Raw genomic sequence first — 21,815 nt, 5'->3', positions numbered from 1 at the left:
CCCTCATGACGGCCGGTCCTTACCCAAGATGACGGTGCCGATGGCCGAGAGCCAGCCGCCGGAGCCGCAGGCCAGAGCCACCTCGGCGTCCGGCACCTGGGCCTCACCTGCGGCGCCCCGGAGCTGGCGTACCGCCTCGATCAGCAAGAAAATGCCCCGCATCCCGGGATGGTTGGACGACAGTCCCCCGCCATCGGTATTCGTGGGCATCGACCCGCCCCGTCGCAGGTGGCCCTCCTCGACGTAGGCGCCACCCTCGCCCCGCCCGCAGAATCCCAGCCCCTCCAGCATCAACAGCACGGTGATGGTGAAGCTGTCATAGAGCTGGGCGGTGTCGATATCGGCCGGTGTCACCCCGGCCTGGCCCATCGCCTCCGGTCCGCAGACCGCGGCGCCCATCTCGGTGAAATCGGGCATCTGGTGGATGTTCCAGTGGGTCTGGGTGCCGGCCGCCCCCAGCACATAGGCAGGGGCCTGTCGTAGGTCGCGGGCGATCTCCTCGGTGGTCATCACCAGTGCCCCGCCGCCGTCGGTGATTACGCAACAGTCCAGCTTGTGCAGCGGATCGGCGATCATGCGGCTGTTAATGACGTCGTCCACGGTGATCGGATCGCGGTAGCGGGCATCAGGGTTGAGCCCGGCAAACTCCCGAACCCCTACCGCTATCTCAGCCAGTTGCTCTGACGTGGTGCCGAACTCGTGCATGTGGCGGCGGGCGGCCAGAGCATAGGCGCCTACCAGGGGCAGGCCGTAGGGCGTAGCCATCTGCATGGCCCCGGCTACCGGCTGGGCGTCGCGCTGAAAACCGCCGGTGCCGAGCACCCGGCCCATCCGGGTGAGCTGGTCGGAGCCGTAGGTAACCAGCACGGTGTCGCACAGCCCCTCGCGGATGGCGGCGGCGGCATGCTGCACGTGGAACTCGAACGACGAGCCTCCCACCATGGTCCCGTCGATGTAGCGGTGGTTCACCCCCAGGTATTCGGCCATGGATACGGCATCGTCGCCAGCTCCCGGACCGCCGCCACTGGCACTGACAAACCCGTCGATGGCCGATTTGGCGATTCCGCAGTCGGCGATAGCCCGTCTGGCGGCCAAGGCGTGGTGCTGCACCGAGTTCATATGGGGCACCACCGGATAGTCGCTAAGGCCGATGCCGCAGATAACCGGGTGTCGGGAAGCCATCAGCTGAGAGCCTCGAGGATCTGGTTGTGCTCGCCCACATGGGGGGCACGGTGGCGGATGCGATAGGGGGACTTGGGGGCTATGTACGGCGCTCCCACGTAGGTGAAGCTGCGGCCCAAGTCCTCGTGCTCCACCTCCACAGGGAAGCCCCGCTCCTTGAAATGGGCGTCGGCCAGCACTTCTTCGGGCGAGTAGATGACGCCCACCGCCAGGCCCCGCTCCTGGGCACCGATGAAGAACTCATGGGCGGTGATGTTCTGGGCGATGAATCGGACTGCCTCCCGGGCGGCGCCGAACATGGCGGTCACCTCGGGATCTTGGCCCACCTGGGACAGGTGCAGGTCCTCTTCGAGCTGGGCGCCCATCTCCAAGAAGAAGAACTCATCAAATTGGTCCTTCAACCCCAGGCTCTCCATCCACTCCACCACCACCGAGAAGTCCCGGGCTGATCGGGGCGGAAAGCCGGTGTTCACGTCGATGCCGTCGGCCGACAGCGCCCGGGTGAAGGTGGTGGGCTCGACAGCCGCGTGGCGCCCAGTCTGGCGCTGTACTTCGTCGCCGGCCACCAGCCATTGCACCGAGCCAAACTCGGTGGTCACGTTGGCGGCGGCGTGCAGGCTCACATCCACGAACTGCCCTTGGCCAGTGCGGTCTCGGGCCAACAGCGCGGTTTGGGCGGAGAGCACCGCGAACACCGAGCCGGTTTGGTAGCCCTGGTTGCCGCCGCCCCGCTGGGGCGGGATGGCATGGTCGTCGTAACCGCAGCTCCACACCGGTCCGCCGGCGGCCAGCACGGTGAGGTCGACGCTCTGGTCTTGAGCTCGCGGCCCGCTGCGGCCAAACGGGGTCAGCGACACCCAGATCAATTCAGGATGACCGGCTCGCAACGTGTCATGGTCTACGCCCTGGTCGCCCAATCGTCCCGGTCGCTCCGACTCCAACACCACATCGGCGGTGCCGACCAGCGACCGGAAGCGGTCTCGACCGCCTTCCTCCTCAAGATCCAGAGTCACCCCCAGCTTGGAGGCGTTGTAGTGCCACCACCACAGGCTGCGCTCCAAGCCAGGCTCGTCGTCGACAAACGGCTCGAATCCCCGGGTGTGGTGGCCGCTGGGAGGCTCCACCACAATGACCTCGGCCCCCATGCCAGCCAGCAGCAGCCCCGCATAGGCCGAGGCCTCCCCGGCCAGCTCCACCACTCGGATTCCGGCCAGAGCGCCGGGCAGATCGCTTCCTGTCATCAGATCACCCCCTCCTCGCCCAGGTCGGCCAGGTCAGCATCGGAATAGCCGAGCAGCCCCCCAAGAACCTGGCGATTGTGCTGGCCCAACAGAGGTCCGCCCCGCTCCAGCACCCAGTCGGTCTCTGAGAAATGGGCGGGGATGCCGTCGACCCTGACACGGCCCATCTCTCCGTGGGCAACGGTCGGCCACAGCCCCCAGGCCTCGGTGTTCGCATCGTTGTCGATCCGGTCCACCGGCTTGGCCACCCCGGCGGCGGGCACTCCCGCTGCTTGCAACTCGGCGGCCGCCTTGAACCGGTCCCGACCCGACGTCCACGCCCGAACGGCGTCGTCTAGCTCGTCCTCGTGGGCCAGTCGACCGGCCAGGTCGTCGAACCGGCGGTCGTCGATGCCCATGAGCCCGGCGATGGCCTGCCAATCGCGGTCGTCGCGAGCGGCCAGGGCCAGCCAGGCGTCGTGCCCGTCGGCCTCGTAGATGCCGTGGGGAGCCATGGCCGGGTGCTGGCTGCGATTGGAGTAGGGCATTCCGTCGCGCCGCAGCGGTCGCCCGTTCACCGTGTAGTCCAGCACCGCCGGGCCGAGCATGGTGGCCCCGGCGTCGGTACACGACATGTCGATCCACTGGCCCTCGCCGGTGCGGCTGCGGTGGATGAGCCCGGCCATGATGGCCATGGCCATGAAATTGCCGCCGTGGTGGTCCATATAGGAGTAGCCCCACCCGGCCGAGGGCATGTCAGGCAGCCCGGAGGAGAACGTGAGCCCGCAGCAGGCCTGCACGATCGGCCCCCATGTCTTGTACTTGCGGTAGGGGCCGACATGGCCGAACCCGCAATTGGACACATACAAGATGTCCGGCTTGATCTCCTTCAGGCGGTCGTAGCCGAAACCGAGTCGCTCCAGCACCCCGGCGGCAAAGTTCTCGGTGACGGCGTCGCTCACCGCAATGATCTCGGTCAGCAGCTCCTTGCCCCGCTCGGTGCGGAGGTTGAGCGTGACCCCCAGCTTCTCCACATTGTGGTTGTTGAAGCACCCGCCAAACTCGTGGCCCCGGCGCTCGTCCACGAACGGGGACGTTCCCCGGAGCACATCCCATTTGCCCAGGCGCACCGGATCCTCGATCCGGATGATCTCAGCGCCGAAGGCGGCCATCCACCGGGTGGCGCCCGCTCCGGCCAGCTGTCCGGTGAAATCGCAGATGCGGATATGCGACAAAGCCTCAGATTTCACGGCCAGACCTTACGCGGTCGGAATCGGCGGCAACCGAGTCGGGAAATGCCGACAGTCTCTAGGCTTCAGCCCATGCGAGTGCTACACCACATGGAAGACGGGCGGCTCGATCCTGTCATCGCGCGATTCGGCACTGTGGAGTTCGTGTATGTGCCCCACCAGGGCGACATCCCGCAGGATGCCTCCGGCGACGTGCTTCTGACCATCCCTCGGGGGTACCCGAATCTGGCTGAGCTCCTGGACCGCGGCGTGGAGTGGGTTCACGTGACCAGCACCGGGATCGACGGGTTCCCGCTAGAGCTGTTGGGCGACCGGGTGATGACCTGCTCGCGAGGGGCCGGGGCCATCGCCATCTCGGAGTGGTGCCTGGCCATGATGCTGGCCTTTGAGAAGGACCTGCCCGGCACTTGGCTGAGCAGTCCCCCTGAGCGGTGGTTCGCCGCCGATCTAGGCGCCCTCTACGGCAAGACGCTGGGCTTGATCGGGCTGGGCGGCATCGGCACTGCGGTGGCCCGCCGGGCCCTGGCCTTCGACATGACGGTGACCGCCATTCGCCGCACCGCCGCGCCCTCCCCTATGGAGGAGGTGAAGATCGCCAGCTCGCTCACCGAGTTGCTGGGTCGCTCAGATCACATCGTGGTGGCCGCGCCGGCCACTGCGGCCACCCGACATCTGCTGGATGCCGATGCACTGGCCGCGGCCAAACCGGGGGCCCATATCGTCAACATCGCCCGGGGCGACCTCATCGACCAAGACGCCCTGCGGGCAGCGCTCGACAGCGGCCACATCGCCCGAGCCTCGCTCGACACCGTGGAGCCCGAGCCCCTTCCCGAGGGCCACTGGCTCTACCGCCACCCACAGGTTCGACTCAGCGCCCACGTCTCTTGGTGCATGCCCGACTCCTGGGACCTGCTCATTACCCCCTTCGCCGAAAACCTCCAGCGACGCCTCTCCGGCCTCCCCCTCTATGGAATCGTCAACCCCGACGAGGAGTATTAGCTGCCGGTCGCCAATATGGCCGCTACCAGGTCGCGGCGGCGGACTTGGAGGGTGGCGGGGGTTCGGGGAATGGCGGGCATGGCCTCGGTGCGGCGGGGGTGCTTGTACCGGGCCAGTCGATTGCTCAGGTGGGCTTGCACCTCGTCGGGGGTGGGCAGGGCCGCGCCCGGTGCCAGCACGAAGACGGCGCACACCACCTCGCCCCAGCGGTCGTCGGGGATGCCTACCACGGCCACTTCGGCTGCGCCAGCAATGTCGGCCAGATGGCTCTCAACTTCGGCAGGAGAGACCGTCTCGCCGCCGGTGCGGATCACATCTTTGACTCGGCCGGTGATGGAGTAGAAGCCGTCGCCGTCCACCTCGGCCAGGTCGCCGGTGCGGAACCAGCCGTCGTCAGTGAATGCCTCGGCAGTGGCCTCGGGGTTGTCGAAGTATCCGTCGAACATGAACGGAGAGCGGGTCTGAAGCTCGCCCCGGTCGAGGCGCACCTCGGCACCGGTATGGGCCTGTCCGCAGCTCCCCGGCCGGTATTCCATGTCGGCGTCGTCCAACATGGTCACCGATCCGGCTTCGGTGGAACCGTAGAACACCCGTCGATGAGCGTTGGGGAACGCGGCCTTCAAGTCGGCCAGCAGCTCCGGCGGGGTGGCCGATGTGCCCGAGGTGGCGAACCGCAGCGAGGCCATGTCTTGGTGCCGGTTGGCCTCCAGCACTCGGCGCCACACTGCGGGGATGCAGTTCATATAGGCGGCTTGTTGGGCCTGCACTGCGTCAATCAGCACATCTGCTTCGGCCCGGTCGGTGAACACCACCTGTCCTCGGGCCTGCCACGCCTGAAGCGCGATGGTCCAGGCTCCCATGTGGAACATCGGGTACATGCACACCGTGGCGCCTCGGGGCTCAAGCAGTGCAGGGGTGCGGGTGCGCAGCCAGTTACACCGGTGCGACAGCACCACGCCCTTCGATTTGCCGGTACTGCCGCTGGTGAAGAACACCACATGGGGGTCGTCCTCCCCCACACCCGACGGGGGCAGAGCCGCTGGGGAAGCCGACTGGGCCTCGGCCGCCAAGTCGAGCCCCGGTCCCTTCCCGCCCAGCCGCACCAGAGGCACCCCCACCGCATCGGCCACACCCTGGCCGGCCTCGGCGTGACCAGGACCGGCCACCAGCAGCTTGGGACGGGCCAGCCCCACCATCTCGGCCGCCTCATCAGACGAGAGCCGGGCATTGGCCGGAGCGAATACCGCCCCCATGCGGGCCAGCGCCACGAACAGCGCCACCGATTCCAGGTTGTTGTCGCTCCAAGTGACCACCCGGTCGCCCCGGCTCACCCCAATCCCGGCCAATACATGGCCCATCTGGGTGGCTCGCCGGCTGAGCTCTCCATAGGAGATCGCTTGCCCGCCGAGCACTGCCGCGGGACGAGAAGGCACCGCCGTGGCCGCATTGTCGAACACCGAGCCGATCACCAACTCCATCGCCGGGCACAATACCGGGCGACAGACACCGATCCGGCCTCCGCCCACTTCGAGGAGTTCGGCTTCGACCAGTGGCTGGAGCAGCGGCGGTTGGACGGCCATATCTCAGAGCTTGAATTCAGATTGCGGCCGATCTACGGCGATGTAGACGAGGACGACCCCAACCAGTGGACCCGCATCGCCGTTTTCGCCGTCGCGTGAGCGGAGCTGCCGGACTCTTCAGCCCGGCCCGCGGCAACGTGGCACCATAGGGCCATGAGCTTGACGTCCGATCCGCTCCCCGACACCGATTCGGAAGGGGCATTCGATCCCTTCGCCTATCCCGAAGAGGTTCCCCACGACACGCTGACCGACCTGCGAGCAGAGTGCCCGGTGGCCCGCACCCCCACCGGCTGGTATCTGACCAAATTCGACGATGTGCTGGCCGCCACCAGAGATGTGGAGACCTTCGTGTCCAGCTTCCGCGATCCCGGCGTGGTGGTGCCCGAGGAGGAGAAGCTCATCAGCGAGATCCCCGAGCCGCGCCACGGCAAAGTGCGGCGGATCATCAACGCCACCGTGGCCCATCACAAGTCGATGCGGGCCGAGCCGTTCGTGCGAGATCTCTGCCACCAATATCTCGACCCGATCTTGGAGCGGGGCCGCGGCGAGTTGGTAGCCGAGTTCATCACCCCGGTGCCCATCAACGTCATCTCCCACCTGATCGGCGTGCCCGCCGAAGACTGGGAGCAGTTCCACATCTGGACCGACGAGGTGGTGACCGGCACCTATTCCCGCACCAACCGCAACGAGCGAGGCGAGGGCCTGGCCGGCGCCCACCCCGAGTTCGCCGCCTACATCGACGCGCTGATCGCCGAGCGGCGGGCCAGCGACGAGGCCCCCGACGACCTGGTTACCCGGCTTATCACCACTGAGATAGATGGCCACCGCCTCACCGACGTGGAGATCCGCACCCAGCTTGCCTTCCTCATCATGTCGGGCAACGAGACCACCCGGCATCTGATCGGCAACCTTTTGTGGCGCATCATCGGCGACCCCGAGCTCTTCGCCACCCTCAAGGCAGACCGCAGCCTGTGCGAACGAGCAGTGGAAGAGTCTCTGCGGATCGACTCTCCGGCCCACATGCTCATCCGAGACTGCACCGCCGACACCGACGTGTTCGGCGCGCCTATGCAGGCTGGCGACAAGATCGTGTTCGGCGTCTCGTCGGCCAACCGAGACGAGGACTACTTCGACGACCCCGACGCATTCCGGCTCGACCGGGACCGACCCAAAGACCATGTCGCATTCGGCGGCGGCCCCCACATCTGTCCCGGCGCCAGCCTCGCCCGCCTTGAGGGCCGGGTGGCCCTTGAGGTGTTCTTGGACCGGGTGGCAACCGCTGAGCTCGCCCCCGGCTGCGTCCGCAAGAAGACCTCGGTGTTCTGGGCCAATGGACCCGACCGCCTAGACGCCTTCTTGACCCCTGAACCCGTTGGCTGACCAAAGGCAACCAGCCTGGTACTTAGCAGGCTATGATGTAGTAACGTTGTTACAAATAAGGAGGTCCGGCTGATGCCCGCCGCTGCAACCAGCATGAGCAGTCGAGAGTTCAACCAGGGCACGGGGAATGCCAAGAAAGCGGCATGCAGCGGACCGGTTTACATTACTGACCGAGGCCGACCTGCCTTCGTGCTTATGAGCTACGACCACTACCAGCAGCTTCTCGACGATCAGCCAAGCCTCGTCGACTTGTTGAGCCTCACCCCCGGAGTAGGCGACATCGAATTGGAGTTTCCCAAGCTTGACGATACGGGCAAGCCCGCCGTCTTCGACTGATGTACGTGCTCGACACCAACATCGTCTCCGAAATTCGCAAGGTCAGAACCGGAAAAGCCAATCCAGGGGTTGCGGCTTGGGCCCGCCGGGTAGCAACCGGCCTCACATACATCTCGGCTATCACTATTCAAGAATTGGAGCACGGTGTGCTTTTGGCTGAGCGCCGTGACCCAGCCGCAGGGTTAACGCTGAGAAACTGGCTCGACAACGACGTATACCGCGCATTCGAGCAGCGGATCCTGCCCATCGATGCCACGGTCGCCCGTCTGGCCGCGGCACTTCATGTCCCCAACCCTGCTCCCGTCAACGATGCACTGATTGCGGCAACGGCCATGGCCAACGGAATGGCCATCGTCACTCGCAACTCCAGCGACTTCGAGCGCTTCGACAGCCTTCAGGTCTTGAACCCGTGGACGCAGGCATGACGGACTGCCAGCCAATCTCAGACACAGACACTGCCTGTTCCGGCGGAGAGCGCTACACCCACGGCTACCACCAAGTAATCGTGGGGTGGCACTCACGGCGCACTGCCGAGGCATGCGCCGCCTTCTTGCTACCTCGACTGCGGCCTGATGCCGAAGTGCTCGACATCGGTTGCGGCTCGGGCACCATCACCACTGGCCTGGCCCGCCGCGCTAGCCGCGTGGTGGGTTTGGACATGTCGGCTGAGGTGGTGGATGCAGCCCGGGCCCACGCCGCCGAGTGCGGACTGGCCAACGCATCGTTCGAGGTGGGCTCGGTTTACGAACTGCCGTGGGACGACAAGAGCTTCGACGTGGTGTACGCCCATCAGGTGCTCCAGCACCTCTCCGATCCGGTCCGGGCCTTGAAGGAGGCCCGGCGAGTGCTGCGTCCGGGCGGAATCGTGGCGGTGCGGGACTCCGATTACGAAACCATGGTCCACGCCCCCGTGTTCCCGGCCATCGAGCGGTGGCGGGACCTGTACCACCAGGTCGCCTCCGCCAACGGCGGCGAGGCAGACGCCGGTCGATACCTGCCTTCGTGGGTGGCCGAGGCCGGCTTCACCAATGTCGAGACCACCGCCAGCACCACCGCCCATACCGACCAAGAGGGTCGGACTGTTTGGGGCGAGATGTGGGCGGTGCGGGTGATCGACAGCGACTTCGCAAACCATGCGATAAGCAACGGGTTCGCTACCCGGAACGAACTGCAAGAGATCTCCGACGCCTTCCGCCAGTGGGCAGCGCAGCCCGACGGCTTCTGGGCCTGGATAAACGGCGAGACAATCGGCGTCTGCCCGCCAGCCTAAAACTGTCACTCCCCCTGCTTAGGGTGCGTGCATGATCGACACTGCACCAAGAATCCTCCCTGTTTTCGACTCGCCATCTCGGCCCAAGTGGTTGGTTGAGGCTGCGAAGGCAGCTGCCTCTGCTTCATTTGCCGACCGCAGCAGAACAGAGTGGCCCGACAAGGTCGGCTATGCCTGCGAAAGGCTGCTGGAGCTGACAGGTCGAGGGTCTGACTGTCTTCCCCCGATTTGCGACCCGAAAGCCCTCCTCGTCGCGGAGACGGGATCAGGGGGCCATGACTTCGGCGTGGCCTTGGCCGGGGAGCTGCTGGGAGAGATGGTCGGCAGATTGTCATTCTCATTCGGAGATGACGAGATATGCCGAGACGCATATCCAGTCTTGTGGGACATGGCTCTTGATGAATGCGGCAACGACCCCGATATGCCGGAACCCCCAGACCCAATCCTGTTCGACCACAGCATTCACCTATCCGAGGCGTGCAAGGACGGACCTCCTTGGCCCTCAGGACTGCATTACGCCAGCCACGCGGTGATGGAGTTCGCCCACCATGCCTCGGCCTATAGCTCGCATGGCCTCGGATTGGCCCACGCTGCTCCGGTCCCGGTGCTATGGCCACCACCTGACGCTCCCCCATCTTTGGTCTCAGCCCGACGCGCCTTGAGCGAGGCCCTTGAGAACGCGACGGTGAGCCAGGACGAATACACCGCCAAGCTGCACGCCTTCCTATCTGCCCGCGACAACCCGAATCTCCCCGACCCGACTGTCGCGGAGGCCGACCAGGTGTCAGCTGCCCTGCGCGACTGGAACGACAGCGTCATCCCCGCGGCGAGAGGCCTCGCAACAGCCACCTATGCCCATGCCTGGGAATGGGCCAGCTCCGATCATGACCGCTGGGATCTGGGAGTCGTCCTCTATGCCCACACCGAGGCGTTTCTCTCTGTCCATCACCTCAGGCAAGCCACCGACGCTTACGACCTGACCGACGCCGCCTGTTGCAGTTACGCCTGGTGGTGGTGCCACGACCGGGAATTAGATGTCGCCTCCTTACGGGAGACCGTAAGCACTTGGTAGACCTCGGATCACTACCAATTCTCATTTAGGCTACTTTTCCTCACCTTTTTCGATACTTTTCAGCCCTTGATGGTGAGGAGCTCGAGGAGGTTCCCGTCGGGGTCGCGGAAGTAGACGGACTGGCCTCGTTCGCCGTTGCTGGCAGGGCGGGGGGCGGGGCCTTCTATGACCTCGATGCCGTGTTCGGCCAGGTGGGCTTGGGCCTCGGCGATGGTTGCGCCCCAGCGGAAGCACAGGTCTACCGAACCGGGGGTGGGCAGTCGGGCGTGGGGAGAGGCCGGGGCGGCACCGGGATGCACGTTGATGCGGTTGGACCCTACCTGCATCATCACGATCGGCATCTTGCCGGCCCGGAACTCCTCCAGGTACATGGGCTCAGCCCCCAGAACCTGGCCGTAGAAGGCAACCGTGGCCTCCACGTCGGCCACTGTGATGGCCAGATGGTCGAAACCCTCAACGCTCATGATGTCTCCGTTCGCAAGGGGATACCCGCGGTGGAGCCCCCGTCGATGATGTACTCGTGGCCTGTCTGGTACGACGCCGCGTCCGACACCAGATAGCAGGCCAGATCGGCCACTTCGGCGGCCACTCCGGCCCGGCGCAGCGGCACGTGGCCGAACAGATCGGGACGGCCGTGGCGATCGGCCGACAGCATGGCGGTCTCGATCGGGCCGGGGTGAACGGAATTCACCCTGATCCCTCTGGGGCCCAGCTCGATGGCCGCAACCTTGGTCAGCCCCCGCACCGCCCACTTGGTGCCGCCGTAGGCCGCGTGGTGGGGGATCCCCTCCATCCCCGCAATCGACGAGATGTTGACGATCCCCCCACCGCCGGCCTCGGCCATGGGATCGGCCACGCTCTGAATGCCCAGAAACGTGCCCAAATAGTTCACTTCCCAGATACGGCGCAGGCTCTCGGGGGTCTCGTCGGAAATAGGGGCGGTCCAGTGGATGGCGGCGTTGTTCACCAGAGCCCGCAGCGGCCCATGCTCCACTGCGGTGGCCACCACCCGGGCCCAGTCGTCGGGCGAGGACACATCGTGACGCAGATACACAGCCTGGTCGCCCAAATCAGCGGCCACCGCCTCCCCCTGCTCGTCGAGCACATCGCCCATCACCACGAATGCGCCCTCAGCGGCGAACTTCCGGGCCTCGGCCTCTCCCTGGCCCCGGGCCGCCCCGGTCACAATCGCTACTCGTCCATCAAGACATCCCATGCCGACGTTCTAGCCGATCAGCTAACTGCGGCGGGGAGTAGTGTTCACAGCCATGCCCTACCCGCAATCAGTCCTGGACATCGCCGCCCGCATCAACAACTGGGGGCGATGGGGAGAAGACGACCAGATCGGCACGCTCAACTTCCTCACCGATGAGGTGGTGAAGGAGGCAGCCCAGTGCATCCGCACCGGCAAGCGCATCTCGCTGGCCTATCCCCTGCACAAAGACGGCCTCCAAACCGGGGTCATCCCCGGCCGGGTCAACCCGCTCAAGACCATGGTGTCGCTCAACCACGGCATGCTGGACGACCCCGACATGTTCCACACCAGCGACGACGTGGTCACCATGGGCCTGCAATGCGCCACCCACTGGGATGGGCTATGCCACGCCATGTACGGGGGCAAGCTATACAACGGCCACGACGCCTCCACCATCACCGAATGGGGGGCGTCGGTGTGCGGCATCGAACAGGTCAAGAGCCTCACCGGGCGGGGCGTGCTGCTGGATATCGCCAAGCTCCACGGTGTGGACGTTTTGGAGCCGGGCCACGCCATCGGCTACGACGACCTCACCAACGCGGCCGAGGCCCAAGGGGTGGAGATCCGCACCGGTGACATCATCTTGGTTCGCACCGGCTTGTTCGCCTACGCCAAGGCCGGCGACCTCGACAACTACTACGGCGAGCCCATTCCCGAGATGGGGATCGTGCGCTCGGCCGGCATCGGCGTGACCGCCTGCGAATGGTTCTACGACCACAACATCGCTGCGGTAGCCACCGACAACATCGTGTTCGAAGTACTGCCCTACGACCCCGCCTTCGAGGGGGCGATCATTGCCATCCACTGCCTCAACTTGGTTGACATGGGCCTCACCCAGGGACAGAACTGGGACCTCGAAGAACTGGCCGCCGACTGCGCGGCCGACGGCCAATACGACTTCTTCTTGGAGGCCTCGCCCCAGCCGTTCGTAGGCGGCCTGGGATCACCCGTCAACCCGGTGGCCATCAAGTAGAGAGATGTGGCCAGAGCAGTCAGGACAGCCTTCCAACCTGCTCCTCAAGCATACGGAGATCAAGGCTCTCGCATAGGGAGTCGGCCAGCCGGTCCAAGTCGCGCAACCAACGGCCCTGCTGGTCCTCACCGGGGTCTGCCTTCCATCCCAGCCACTCCTCCAGTACTGCGTGGCGATATTCAGCTAGGTCGAAGAGCCCGTGCACATAGGTTCCCATCACCCGGCCGTCCTCCGACCGGGCGGCGAAGGGATAGAGCATCGGATCTTGCGGGCTCTCGCCGTGGCGAATCTCGTACCCGGCGAATTCACACCTATCTGGCCACCGAGCCTGCCCGGAGACAGTGCGGACGAGTTTTTCCTGCTTGAGCTCGGCTTCCACCGGCAGCCAACCCAGCCCGTCGGTATATGCGGGCCCCTCGATGCGAAGAGGGTCGAGAATACGCTGGCCGAGCATCTGCAATCCCCCGCACAGACCGAGGACCCGACCGCCGTAGCGCACATGGCGCTCTAGCGCCTCCACCCAGCCGTTCTGGCGAAGCCATGACAAATCGCCGGCTACCGCCTTGGAGCCAGGCAGCACCGCCAAGTCGAGTCCAGATAGAGAATCGGGATCGGCCAACCAGCAGAAATCGATTCTGGGGTCGTCTGCAATCGGATCCAAGTCGGAGGTGTTGCTGGCCCTCGGGTAGAAGACTCCCCCTACCCTCAACTTCGAAGAGTCCTCGTCGCTGTGATGTCTGCCTCGTCCCCCTAGAAAGGAATAAGGGGCATCTTCTTCCGGGAGGGCAAGATCGTGAACATAGGGCACACAGCCCAACAGAGGTCGCTGAGTCCGCTCGGTAAGCCAGTCGCATGCGTCGCCGAGCAGGGAGGCATCGCCCCGAAATCGATTGATGACCAGAGCCTGGACCAGCTGGCGATCTGTCGGATCGAGCGCATCCATGGTGCCTAGCAAGGACGCAAATACGCCTCCCTTGTCGATATCGCCCACCAACCAGACTGGCGCCTTCGCCGCCTGGGCGAATCCCATGTTGGCGATGTCGCCTTCCCTCAAGTTGGGTTCCGCCGGTGATCCTGCCCCTTCGATCAACACAAACTCGTGTTCTTGGCTCAAACGGTTGAAGGCGGCCAGCACCTCAGGCAACAACTCGGCTCGATCCTCGCGAAACCGGTTGGCCATAAGGATCCCCCGAACCTGCCCAGAGACCACGAGTTGAGCTCGATGGTCGGCTTCGGGTTTGAGCAAGACCGGATTCATGTCCACAGCCGGTTCCAAGCCACTGGCAAATGCCTGCAAGGCCTGGGCCCGGCCGATCTCGCCTCCAGAAAGACAGGCAGCCGAGGCGTTGCTCATGTTCTGCGGTTTGAACGGGGCGACGCGAACCCCCGAGCGGGCCAGTAGGCGGCACAGCCCAGCAGTGAGCAGAGACTTGCCGACGCCCGAAGCCGTCCCCTGGAGCATCAGCGCTTTGGTCACAGGCCAGAAGACGGCGTTTCCCGAAGAGCGGCGGCCTCGGCGCGCTCTTCGTCGGATCGGATTTGGCCGCGCAGGGGGATCTGGCGAATGAACAGCGCGGCCAGAATCGCCGCGGCGATTGCCGGCGCCCCTATCGCAAAGCAGCGCTGCACTCCCACCAAAAAGGAGTCCAGCACCGCCTCCAGAGTGGCGGGATCCTCGATGGCCCGAATCTGGTCGGGACTTCCCAAAAGGCTGTTCGGGTCGGGCAGAACCGCTCGCTGGGCCGAGGTCACTTTCTCGTCCAGGGCGGACTCCAAACCGGAGGCGTATATGGCGCCCATGGCCGCGGCCCCGATTGTGCCCCCCAATGAGCGCACAAAGTTGGTGGCCGCCGACACCATGCCGACGTCGCGATGGGGGCTGGCGTTTTGCACTACCAGGATCAGCACCGGCATCGTCATGCCCAATCCCAGCCCGATCACGAACACCATCAGGCCCACCTCCACCTGGGTGGTGTCCCGCTCCATGAACAGGGCCAACAGCGCCATGCCCACGGTCATGAGCGTGGTGCCCAGAACCACGAATCCCTTGTAGTGGCCGGACCGGGTAATGAGCCTCCCCGACAGGATCGATGTGAAGGTGATGCCGATGAACATGGGCATCATGTTCAGCCCCGAACCGGTGGCGCTTACCCCGGTGACGATCTGCAAGAACACCGGCACGAACAAGGTGGCCCCGAACATGGCCAGCCCGATGAACAGCATCACCACCATCGACCAGGCGAGGATGGAGTTGGAGTAGAGCCTAGGCGGCAGGATCGGGTCTTCGGCCTTGGTCTCCCACCAGAAGAAGGCCGCCAACAGCGCTGAAGAGGCCACCAGGATCAGCCACATTCCCGCCGACCCCCACCCCAGCTCGTCGCCGCCGAGGCTGAGGGCAACCAGAAGCGGACCGAACCCTGCCACCAATAGCCCTGCGCCCAGCCAGTCGATCGACCGCCTGGCCATCGAGAGGCGCACGTTGAACAGCGCGGCCATAGCCGCCATCGAGGCCAGGCCCACGGGAATGTTCAAATAGAACACCCAGCGCCAGCTCAGCTGGTCGACGAAGAACCCCCCGATTAGCGGGCCGGCAACGCTGGCAGTGCCGAAGGTGGCCGCAATGTAGCCCTGGTAGCGGCCCCGCTCGTTGGGAGGCACCACGTCGCCCACGATGGCCATGGGCAGGGCGAGAAGACCGCCGCCGGCCAGCCCCTGCAACGCCCGGAACAACACGAGCTGCAACATGGTTTGCGACAGGCCGGCCAGCCCCGAGGTGATGATGAAGAACCCGATGGTGATCTGGAACACCAGCTTGCGGCCGTAGATGTCGCTGAGCTTGCCGATCAGCGGGGTGGCGATGGTGCCGGTGAGCAGATAAGAGGTGATGACCCAGGCCACCTGGTCTTGGCCGCCCAGCTCCCCGGCGATGGTGGGCACCGCAGTGGCCAGCACCGAGTTGTCCAGCGCGGCCAGGAACATGCCCGTCATCAGGGCGACCATGATGATGTGGACCTGGCGGGGGGCGAGGTCCTCGGGCTCCACCAACTCGGGATTGAACAGCCGGGCCCTCATCTCATCCGGTCCAACAAATTATCCCGTCCACCGCCTAGATGGCTCGGGTCTTGCCTTCCCAGTAGGGGTCGCGCAGGCGGCGCTTGTAGAGCTTGCCGTTGGGGTCGCGGGGCATCTCGTCGGTGAAGTCGATGGAGCGGGGCCACTTCTGCTTGGCGATCTGGTCGCGGAGGAACTCCATGATGGCCCCCCGGGTGTCGTCGTCGGGGGCCACCCCCGCCGCAGGCTCGATAACCGCCTTGATCTCCTCGCCGGTGTCCTCGTTGGGGATGCCGAACACCGCGGCGTCGCCCACCAGCGGGCTTTGGAGCAGCGCACCCTCGATCTCGGCGGGATATATGTTCATCCCGCCCACGATGATCATGTCGTTGGCCCGGTCGTTGAGGAACAGGTAGCCGTCGTCGTTGAAGTAGCCCACGTCGCCCACGGTGAAGAACTCCTGGTCCAAGCGGGCCTTGTCGGTCTTTTCCTTGTCCTTGTAGTACTCGAAGGTCTGGCCGGTGGGCATCTTCATGTAGATGGTGCCGCTGGCGCCAGGGGGCAGGCGGTTGCCGTCATCGTCCACCACGATGACCTCCGATCCCGGCCACGGGCGGCCCACCGTGCCGGGGTACTGGCGCCACTCCTCGGGCGGAATATAGGTGCCGCCGCCCTCGGTGGCCGCGTAGTACTCCCAGATGCAGTCGCCCCACCAGTCGAGCATCTTCTGCTTGGTCTCAATGGGGCAGGGGGCAGCCGCGTGGATCATGCGGCGCAGCGACGACACGTCGTAGCGCTCCTTGACCTCGTCGGGCAGTTGGAGAAGGCGGTGGAACATAGTGGGGACCATGTGGCTCTGGGTGACCTTGTAGCGGTCGATGCGCTCCAGTGCCCCCTCGGCATTCCAACGCCCCATCACCACCGCGGGGTGCCCCATGTGCAGCGAGGTCGTACACCAGATGTTGACCGCGGTGTGATACAGCGGGGCCTGGGTGATGTGGACGTTGTCGGCGTGGGGCATGATGCCCAGCAGCATGAACAGCCCTCCTGAGCCCGCGGCCGATTCATCGGGGTGAACGCCGGGAAGGGCACGCCGCACACCCTTGGGCCGACCGGTGGTGCCCGAGGTGTAGAACATGAACGAGCCGGTGGTGAGGTCGTCGGGCCGGGTGGCGGGTTGGGCGTCGACCAACTCGGACAGGGGTCGGAAACCGTCGATTTGGCCCACTGAGAACCGGTTGGCAGCCGGCACGTCGCTGTCCTCCAGCACTCTGAGGGCCTGATCGGCAAAGTCCTCATGGACGATGAATGCCTTGGTCTCGCTGTCGTTGACGATGTAGGCGATCTCTGGGCCGGCCAAGTGCCAGTTCACCGTGGTGAGGTAGAAGCCCCCCTGGTAGGCGGCCATGGAAACGGCCACCTGCTCGATCCCGTTGGGCAGCACGGTGGTCACCTGGTCGCCGGTGGCCAGACCCGCGGCCCGCAGGCCGTGAACGATGCGATTGGTCAGCTCGGCCAGCTCCCCATAGGTGATCTCGTTGTAATCGGGGTCGACTACCGCCAGACGCTGCGGGTCAGCCTCGGCGATCTTCCAGAACCCCAGCACATCGGTGTCAGCCATTTTTCCTCCCATCGGCGCGCGCTCGTGGATGGTAGGCGCAGGCTGATGACAGGCCGAAACTGTGGCTACAGCCCGTTGAAGTCGGGGGGGCGCTTCTCCATGAAGGCGGTGATGGCCTCGACGTTGGCCGGTGCGCCCATCAAACGGGAGAAGGCGGCGTTCTCCCGCCCTCGGGCCGCGGCCACCCCGTCATGCCAGCCATGGGTGATTAGCGCCTTGGACTCCACCAGCGACGATACCGGCAGCGCGGCCAGCTTCTGGGCGTGGGCCATCGTCGTGTCCATCAGCTCGTCGGGCAGGCACACCTTCCACACCAACCCCATCTCCTTGGCCTCTTGCGCGCTGATCCACTCGGAGCTGAGCAGGGTCCACATGGCCTGCTGGCGGCCCAGCAGAAGCGGAAAGGTGTAGCTGCTGGCCGCTTCGGGCACCACCCCCAAACTGGAGAACGGGCACCGCAGCCGGGCTTCAGAAGAAATAAAGGATAGATCGGCGAACCCCAACATGGTGGTACCCACCCCGATGGCCAGCCCGTTCACCGCGCAGATGAACGGCTTGGGGAACGAGTCCAACTGGTCGAGCAACCCGGCGAATCCATGTTCGCCAGACTCGACGCCGCCCCCGCCGGGATTACGGGCCCCCATCTCCACCAAGTCGGTGCCGGCGCAGAATGCCCGCCCGTTCCCGGTGATCACCGCCACCGCAACATCGGGGTCGGCGGCGGCATCGATCAGCGCTTGGGCCGTGGCGTCATAGAGGGCCTCGCTGAAGGCGTTGAGGGCGTCGGGCCGGTTCAGCGTCAGCAGCCGCACCCGACCTTGGTCTTCGATATCCAACATCGAATCGGCAGCTTACAGCGGGTTCCAGCGGGGCTCGCGGCCCTCCCGGAATGCCTCGGAGGCCTCGGCCATGTTCCCGGTGAACGTGCCCAGCACCTGGGTGCGGTTCTCCAGCTCCATGGCATGGCGCAGGCTGGGGGCGTCCAGCGTGGCGTTGGCCCCCAGCTTGGTCATCCACACCCCGTACTCATTGTTGGCCGCGATCTGCCGGGCCACCTCGATGGCCGCCTCCACCACCTGGCCGTCGGGCACCACCCGGGACACCAACCCTATGCGGTCGGCCTCGGACGCGTCGAAGATCCTCCCGGTGAGCATCAGCTCTCGTGCCCGGCCGGCCCCGACCAGCCGGGGCAGCAGGTAGCTGTTGCCCACATCCAGCGACGAAAGCCCCACCTTGATGAACACCGAGCCGAAACGGGCCGACTCTGCGGCCACCCGCACATCGCAGTGAAGGGCGATGGCGAAGCCCCCGCCCACGGCCGGGCCGTTCACCGCGGCAATCACCGGCACCCGCAGCTCGTAGATCTTGAGCATGAGGTTGGCCAGGTCGAGCTGCATGTCGTAGATGGCCCCCACCCGGCTCCGGTCGGGCGGCTCGTCAAGGCCCTGCTCGCCCCCAGCCTTAAGGTCGGCGCCGGAGCAGAACCCCCGGCCTTCGCCGGTCAAGACCACCGCCCGATTGGAGCGGTCCCGCTCCACATCTTCGAGGGCATTGTGCAGCTTGGCGACGAGCTCGGGGCTGAGAGCGTTGAGCCGCTCCGGGCGCGACAGGGTGATCTGGGCGATGCCCGACTCGGGCGCTTCAACCGTGACAGTGGATGGACCGGACACAAGCCTCACAATAGAACTGCCTCACGCCGCTCCCCGAACTGCGGTCGCCATCCTTCACCGATCAGGAGTGTGCCCCTTCATGAACTGCCTGGTCAGGGACTCGATAACGACCCGTTGGGGTTGATGGGGGACAGAATTATATAGACAAGGACCCCGCTACTTGTGGATTTCCCTGTGAGCCAGTTGTGAATAGAGCTGTTCATATCTATAGTCCAGGTTCCAGCATGACTATCGGGATCGCGTTAGGGGCCTATCTCGTCGTGCATCTGCTCGGCGCCTATCTTCTGCGCGCCTCCGGGGTGGGCCGGGATCTGTTCGGCCGCTTCCGCAATGTCCCCGACCTGCCCGAGCCCAAACCGCTGGCCGAATACACCACTTTTGTAGAGACCCATTCCTTCTGGGAAACCGAGGAAGAGGCGGGCTTGAAAGACATCGACGATACCGAGCTCCAAGCCGTGTTCTGGAACGAGAGAAGGCGCCGCAGCGCCTGAACCCAGCTGGCCTCGCCGAATGCGGGCTAGTTCGACTTGGCGTGGAGGCCGCCGTCTACCAGCACCACGGCGCCGTTGATGAATGAGGCGGCGGGCAGCACCAGCGACAGGGTGATCTGGGCTACTTCCTCGGGGTCGCCGTAGCGGCGGGCAGGCACCCGGCGACGGGCGTATTTCTCTTTGGCCTCTTCGGGGATGTCCCCGGTCATGGCGGTGCGGATCGGGCCGGGACACACCGCGTTGGCGGTCACCCCATATTGGCCCAGCTCCACGGCTAGCGCCCGGGTGAGCCCCACCACGCCGTGCTTGCTCACCGTGTAGGGCGAGTTGTGGGAGGTGGCCATGATCCCCTCGGTGGAGGCCACGTTGACGATGCGTCCGTCGCCGTTGCGCTTCAGATCATCTAGGCAGGCCCGGACCAAGCGCATCTGGGCCGCCAGGTTCACCTCTAGCACCGCAGCCCACACATCCTCATAACCGGCGGCGTCCACTGGGGCGCCTGCGGCCACGCCCGCGTTGTTGATGAGAATGTCCACCGGCCCCAACTCGGCCCGCACCCGGGCCACCGCCTGCTCGATGGCCAAGTGGTCGGCCATATCGCACACCACTGCTGTCGCGGTGCCGCCCACTTCGGTGATCGCGCCAACCGTCTCGCTCGCCCCGTCGCTGTTGACATCGAGCGCGGCCACCTTGGCCCCCTCATCGGCCAGCAGCCAGGCGGTGGCCCGTCCCATGCCCGAGGCCGCGCCGGTAACCACCGCCACCCGTCCGGCTATTGACCGGTTGAGCCTGCTGAGACGAGCCATCAGCTTCGGTTGGAACGCTCGTGCTCGATAAGCCAGGCCTTCACATCGGGATGGCCTCCATACTCCCCCACCAACCCGTCGCTTCGCACCACCCGATGACAGGGAACGACCAGTGGGATGGGGTTGGTGGACATGGCCGTGCCCACCGCACGGGCAGCCCTCGATGAACCGGCCATGCGGGCCAGCTCCCCGTACGACACGGTGGTGCCGTAGTCCACCGTCATCAGCGCATCCAACACCCGGCGGTAGAAGCCATGGCTAAGCCGCCAATCCACGGTTAGATCGAAGCGCTGACGGCCGCCCTCGAAGTACTCGCGGAGTTGAGCGATGGGATCGTCCAGCCAGCCGAGGTCACCCTGGCCCATAGTCAGAGGCAGCTCGTCCAGTTCGGACATCATGTCCTGCATCTCTTCCATGTAGCCGAAACCGATCCTTACCAGGCCCTGCGATGTGGCGGCCATGTTCAATTGCCCGATGGGGGTGTCCATCGAACCCAGGGCAACGCCGATGTCGTCGGCCTTGGATGGGGCGCAATCGGGGCGGGTCAGCAGTGCAGTTGGAGACATGGCAATGACCGTAGCGGAATACCAGACTGAGGCGGTGGAGTCCTTGAGCACCGAAATCCCCGGCATCGACATCGCCGCGGTAACTGCTTGGCTGGCTGACAACGTCGCCGACAGCGAGCCCCCGTTCGCCTTCGATCTGATCGCGGCGGGCGGGTCCAACCTCACCTTCCGTCTGTCTGACGCCGGGGGCCGGCAGTGGGCGCTGCGCCGTCCTCCGGTGGGGTCGGCGCTGGCCACTGCCCACGACATGGGCCGGGAGTGGCGCATCATGGCCGCTCTCGGCGAGGCCGGCGACGTGCCGGTGCCCGAGATGGTGGCCTTCTGCGACGACCACTCCGTCAACGGAGCCGACTTCTACGTGATGGGCTTCGTGGACGGCCTGATCCTCCGTGATCGGGAATCCGCAGCTCACATGAACCCCGAGCAGGCCGAGGTCGCCACCCAGAGCCTGCTGGACGTGCAGATCGCCTTCCACACCCTCGACCTCGACGAGGTGGGGTTGGGCGATTTGGGCCGCCGGGACGACTATGTGGGCCGCCAGCTCAAAAGGTGGCGCCGCCAGGTGGAGGCCGCCAGCGTGCGCGAGGTGCCCCTGCTCGTCGAGCTGCACGAGCGCCTCAGCGCGGCCAAACCCGCTGAGACCGCTCCCCCAGCCCTGGCCCACGGCGACTACCGCTTCGACAACACCGTGCTCGACGACCAATGGAAGATCGCCGCCGTGCTCGACTGGGAGCTGTGTACCACCGGCAACCCCATCGCCGACTTCGCCTGGTCGCTCCAGTACTGGGCCGACCCCGGCGACGAGATGACCTTCCTCACCGACCCGCCCACCCTTTTGGACTGCTTCGCCCGCCGAGACGAGGTGGCCGACCGCTACGCCGCCCAGTCGGGCTTCGACCTGTCCGACCTCGGCTACTACGCGGTGTTCAGCTGGTGGAAGCAGGCCTGCATCGTGGAAGGCGCCTACGCCCGCCGCCTCAAAGGCATGACCGGCGGCATGGCCACCACCGGCGACGTCGGCGAAATCGCCCGCCGAGTGGACAACATGCTGGCCCACGCCGCCGACATGGCCACCGGAGTGCTGTAGACAACC

The 21,815-nt window shown here is 65.5% G+C and carries 22 protein-coding genes; 9 read left to right on the top strand and 13 right to left on the bottom strand.

What is annotated here, in order from left to right:
* Positions 1-3 precede the first annotated feature (3 nt).
* The 3 genes from ACOOGG_RS13740 to ACOOGG_RS13730 are packed head-to-tail and all read right to left on the bottom strand — an operon-like array spanning position 4 to position 3,652.
* Complete coding sequence (locus ACOOGG_RS13740) at positions 4-1,182, bottom strand: acetyl-CoA acetyltransferase (RefSeq protein ID WP_420435987.1); 1,179 nt, start codon at positions 1,180-1,182, stop codon at positions 4-6.
* On the bottom strand, positions 1,182-2,423 hold the full coding sequence (locus tag ACOOGG_RS13735) for a CaiB/BaiF CoA transferase family protein (RefSeq protein WP_420435985.1): 1,242 nt from the start codon (positions 2,421-2,423) through the stop codon (positions 1,182-1,184). Before ACOOGG_RS13735 ends, ACOOGG_RS13740 begins: the two co-directional genes overlap by 1 nt.
* Positions 2,423-3,652, bottom strand: a complete 1,230-nt coding sequence (locus tag ACOOGG_RS13730; RefSeq protein ID WP_420435983.1) for a CaiB/BaiF CoA transferase family protein — start codon at positions 3,650-3,652, stop codon at positions 2,423-2,425. Before ACOOGG_RS13730 ends, ACOOGG_RS13735 begins: the two co-directional genes overlap by 1 nt.
* 72 nt (positions 3,653-3,724) lie before the next feature.
* Here ACOOGG_RS13730 and ACOOGG_RS13725 point away from each other — a divergent pair, with 72 nt between their 5' ends.
* Positions 3,725-4,651: an NAD(P)-dependent oxidoreductase gene (locus ACOOGG_RS13725; protein ID WP_420435981.1), complete on the top strand. Its 927-nt coding sequence runs from the start codon at positions 3,725-3,727 to the stop codon at positions 4,649-4,651.
* Here the strand turns inward: ACOOGG_RS13725 and ACOOGG_RS13720 are convergent.
* Positions 4,648-6,231 carry a class I adenylate-forming enzyme family protein gene (locus tag ACOOGG_RS13720; protein WP_420435979.1) on the bottom strand — a complete coding sequence of 528 codons (1,584 nt, stop codon included), beginning with the start codon at positions 6,229-6,231 and terminating at the stop codon, positions 4,648-4,650. The two genes, ACOOGG_RS13725 and ACOOGG_RS13720, sit on opposite strands and share 4 nt — an antisense overlap.
* Before the next feature lie 153 nt (positions 6,232-6,384).
* Between ACOOGG_RS13720 and ACOOGG_RS13715 the strand changes: the two genes are divergently transcribed.
* From ACOOGG_RS13715 to ACOOGG_RS13695, 5 genes are all read left to right on the top strand, one after another.
* Positions 6,385-7,611, top strand: coding sequence for a cytochrome P450 (locus tag ACOOGG_RS13715; RefSeq protein WP_420435977.1), 1,227 nt, complete (start codon positions 6,385-6,387; stop codon positions 7,609-7,611).
* Between the two features lie 72 nt (positions 7,612-7,683).
* Positions 7,684-7,947, top strand: a complete 264-nt coding sequence (locus ACOOGG_RS13710; protein ID WP_420435975.1) for a type II toxin-antitoxin system Phd/YefM family antitoxin — start codon at positions 7,684-7,686, stop codon at positions 7,945-7,947.
* Positions 7,947-8,372: a type II toxin-antitoxin system VapC family toxin gene (locus ACOOGG_RS13705; protein WP_420435973.1), complete on the top strand. Its 426-nt coding sequence runs from the start codon at positions 7,947-7,949 to the stop codon at positions 8,370-8,372. The genes ACOOGG_RS13710 and ACOOGG_RS13705 overlap by 1 nt, the downstream gene beginning before the upstream one ends.
* Positions 8,357-9,217, top strand: a complete 861-nt coding sequence (locus ACOOGG_RS13700) for a class I SAM-dependent methyltransferase (RefSeq protein ID WP_420435971.1) — start codon at positions 8,357-8,359, stop codon at positions 9,215-9,217. The genes ACOOGG_RS13705 and ACOOGG_RS13700 overlap by 16 nt, the downstream gene beginning before the upstream one ends.
* A gap of 31 nt (positions 9,218-9,248) precedes the next feature.
* Positions 9,249-10,289 carry a hypothetical protein gene (locus ACOOGG_RS13695; protein WP_420435969.1) on the top strand — a complete coding sequence of 347 codons (1,041 nt, stop codon included), beginning with the start codon at positions 9,249-9,251 and terminating at the stop codon, positions 10,287-10,289.
* A 59-nt stretch (positions 10,290-10,348) separates the two neighbouring features.
* Here the strand turns inward: ACOOGG_RS13695 and ACOOGG_RS13690 are convergent, their stop codons facing one another.
* Together ACOOGG_RS13690 and ACOOGG_RS13685 are read right to left on the bottom strand one after the other, a co-directional pair.
* On the bottom strand, positions 10,349-10,753 hold the full coding sequence (locus ACOOGG_RS13690) for a VOC family protein (RefSeq protein ID WP_420435967.1): 405 nt from the start codon (positions 10,751-10,753) through the stop codon (positions 10,349-10,351).
* Positions 10,750-11,505, bottom strand: coding sequence for a glucose 1-dehydrogenase (locus ACOOGG_RS13685; RefSeq protein WP_420435965.1), 756 nt, complete (start codon positions 11,503-11,505; stop codon positions 10,750-10,752). Before ACOOGG_RS13685 ends, ACOOGG_RS13690 begins: the two co-directional genes overlap by 4 nt.
* 52 nt (positions 11,506-11,557) lie before the next feature.
* Between ACOOGG_RS13685 and ACOOGG_RS13680 the strand changes: the two genes are divergently transcribed.
* The gene (locus tag ACOOGG_RS13680) at positions 11,558-12,517 is read left to right on the top strand and encodes a cyclase family protein (RefSeq protein WP_420435963.1); all 960 of its coding nucleotides are present in this window, start codon (positions 11,558-11,560) and stop codon (positions 12,515-12,517) included.
* A 19-nt stretch (positions 12,518-12,536) separates the two neighbouring features.
* Here the strand turns inward: ACOOGG_RS13680 and ACOOGG_RS13675 are convergent, their stop codons facing one another.
* The 5 genes from ACOOGG_RS13675 to ACOOGG_RS13655 all read right to left on the bottom strand — a co-directional run bounded on the left by ACOOGG_RS13675 (position 12,537) and on the right by ACOOGG_RS13655 (position 18,859).
* The gene (locus ACOOGG_RS13675; RefSeq protein WP_420435961.1) at positions 12,537-13,994 is read right to left on the bottom strand and encodes a cobyric acid synthase; all 1,458 of its coding nucleotides are present in this window, start codon (positions 13,992-13,994) and stop codon (positions 12,537-12,539) included.
* Positions 13,991-15,589 (bottom strand): MDR family MFS transporter, encoded by a 1,599-nt coding sequence (locus ACOOGG_RS13670; RefSeq protein ID WP_420435959.1) that lies wholly within the window; start codon positions 15,587-15,589, stop codon positions 13,991-13,993. Before ACOOGG_RS13670 ends, ACOOGG_RS13675 begins: the two co-directional genes overlap by 4 nt.
* Before the next feature lie 34 nt (positions 15,590-15,623).
* Positions 15,624-17,189, bottom strand: coding sequence for an acyl-CoA synthetase (locus ACOOGG_RS13665; protein WP_420435957.1), 1,566 nt, complete (start codon positions 17,187-17,189; stop codon positions 15,624-15,626).
* Positions 17,190-17,254: 65 nt separating this feature from the next.
* On the bottom strand, positions 17,255-18,028 hold the full coding sequence (locus tag ACOOGG_RS13660) for an enoyl-CoA hydratase/isomerase family protein (protein ID WP_420435955.1): 774 nt from the start codon (positions 18,026-18,028) through the stop codon (positions 17,255-17,257).
* Positions 18,029-18,040: 12 nt separating this feature from the next.
* Complete coding sequence (locus ACOOGG_RS13655) at positions 18,041-18,859, bottom strand: enoyl-CoA hydratase/isomerase family protein (RefSeq protein WP_420435953.1); 819 nt, start codon at positions 18,857-18,859, stop codon at positions 18,041-18,043.
* 224 nt (positions 18,860-19,083) lie between these two features.
* Here ACOOGG_RS13655 and ACOOGG_RS13650 point away from each other — a divergent pair, with 224 nt between their 5' ends.
* Entirely contained in the window at positions 19,084-19,350 is a 267-nt protein-coding gene (locus ACOOGG_RS13650; RefSeq protein WP_420435951.1) for a hypothetical protein, read from the top strand.
* 26 nt (positions 19,351-19,376) lie between these two features.
* Here the strand turns inward: ACOOGG_RS13650 and ACOOGG_RS13645 are convergent, their stop codons facing one another.
* Both ACOOGG_RS13645 and ACOOGG_RS13640 read right to left on the bottom strand, forming a co-directional pair.
* Positions 19,377-20,156, bottom strand: a complete 780-nt coding sequence (locus tag ACOOGG_RS13645; protein ID WP_420435949.1) for an SDR family NAD(P)-dependent oxidoreductase — start codon at positions 20,154-20,156, stop codon at positions 19,377-19,379.
* Positions 20,156-20,722 (bottom strand): methylated-DNA--[protein]-cysteine S-methyltransferase, encoded by a 567-nt coding sequence (locus ACOOGG_RS13640; protein ID WP_420435947.1) that lies wholly within the window; start codon positions 20,720-20,722, stop codon positions 20,156-20,158. The genes ACOOGG_RS13645 and ACOOGG_RS13640 overlap by 1 nt, the downstream gene beginning before the upstream one ends.
* 4 nt (positions 20,723-20,726) lie before the next feature.
* Here ACOOGG_RS13640 and ACOOGG_RS13635 point away from each other — a divergent pair, with 4 nt between their 5' ends.
* Positions 20,727-21,809: a phosphotransferase family protein gene (locus tag ACOOGG_RS13635; protein WP_420435945.1), complete on the top strand. Its 1,083-nt coding sequence runs from the start codon at positions 20,727-20,729 to the stop codon at positions 21,807-21,809.
* The last annotated feature ends 6 nt before the right edge of the window (positions 21,810-21,815 follow it).

This window comes from Candidatus Poriferisocius sp. (assembly GCF_965214065.1).
Lineage (GTDB): Bacteria > Actinomycetota > Acidimicrobiia > Acidimicrobiales > Bin134 > Poriferisocius.
This window is presented reverse-complemented; position numbering and strand designations above follow the sequence as displayed.

What these genes read in the sequence shown, in the direction of transcription:
- ACOOGG_RS13740 (WP_420435987.1), bottom strand. Translation starts at nt 1,182, where the DNA reads ATGGCTTCCCGACACCCGGTTATCTGCGGCATCGGCCTTAGCGACTAT.
- ACOOGG_RS13735 (WP_420435985.1), bottom strand. Translation starts at nt 2,423, where the DNA reads ATGACAGGAAGCGATCTGCCCGGCGCTCTGGCCGGAATCCGAGTGGTG.
- ACOOGG_RS13725 (WP_420435981.1), top strand. Translation starts at nt 3,725, where the DNA reads ATGCGAGTGCTACACCACATGGAAGACGGGCGGCTCGATCCTGTCATC.
- ACOOGG_RS13720 (WP_420435979.1), bottom strand. Translation starts at nt 6,231, where the DNA reads ATGGCCGTCCAACCGCCGCTGCTCCAGCCACTGGTCGAAGCCGAACTC.
- ACOOGG_RS13715 (WP_420435977.1), top strand. Translation starts at nt 6,385, where the DNA reads ATGAGCTTGACGTCCGATCCGCTCCCCGACACCGATTCGGAAGGGGCA.
- ACOOGG_RS13710 (WP_420435975.1), top strand. Translation starts at nt 7,684, where the DNA reads ATGCCCGCCGCTGCAACCAGCATGAGCAGTCGAGAGTTCAACCAGGGC.
- ACOOGG_RS13705 (WP_420435973.1), top strand. Translation starts at nt 7,947, where the DNA reads ATGTACGTGCTCGACACCAACATCGTCTCCGAAATTCGCAAGGTCAGA.
- ACOOGG_RS13695 (WP_420435969.1), top strand. Translation starts at nt 9,249, where the DNA reads ATGATCGACACTGCACCAAGAATCCTCCCTGTTTTCGACTCGCCATCT.
- ACOOGG_RS13690 (WP_420435967.1), bottom strand. Translation starts at nt 10,753, where the DNA reads ATGAGCGTTGAGGGTTTCGACCATCTGGCCATCACAGTGGCCGACGTG.
- ACOOGG_RS13685 (WP_420435965.1), bottom strand. Translation starts at nt 11,505, where the DNA reads ATGGGATGTCTTGATGGACGAGTAGCGATTGTGACCGGGGCGGCCCGG.
- ACOOGG_RS13680 (WP_420435963.1), top strand. Translation starts at nt 11,558, where the DNA reads ATGCCCTACCCGCAATCAGTCCTGGACATCGCCGCCCGCATCAACAAC.
- ACOOGG_RS13670 (WP_420435959.1), bottom strand. Translation starts at nt 15,589, where the DNA reads ATGAGGGCCCGGCTGTTCAATCCCGAGTTGGTGGAGCCCGAGGACCTC.
- ACOOGG_RS13665 (WP_420435957.1), bottom strand. Translation starts at nt 17,189, where the DNA reads ATGGCTGACACCGATGTGCTGGGGTTCTGGAAGATCGCCGAGGCTGAC.
- ACOOGG_RS13660 (WP_420435955.1), bottom strand. Translation starts at nt 18,028, where the DNA reads ATGTTGGATATCGAAGACCAAGGTCGGGTGCGGCTGCTGACGCTGAAC.
- ACOOGG_RS13650 (WP_420435951.1), top strand. Translation starts at nt 19,084, where the DNA reads ATGACTATCGGGATCGCGTTAGGGGCCTATCTCGTCGTGCATCTGCTC.
- ACOOGG_RS13645 (WP_420435949.1), bottom strand. Translation starts at nt 20,156, where the DNA reads ATGGCTCGTCTCAGCAGGCTCAACCGGTCAATAGCCGGACGGGTGGCG.
- ACOOGG_RS13640 (WP_420435947.1), bottom strand. Translation starts at nt 20,722, where the DNA reads ATGTCTCCAACTGCACTGCTGACCCGCCCCGATTGCGCCCCATCCAAG.
- ACOOGG_RS13635 (WP_420435945.1), top strand. Translation starts at nt 20,727, where the DNA reads ATGACCGTAGCGGAATACCAGACTGAGGCGGTGGAGTCCTTGAGCACC.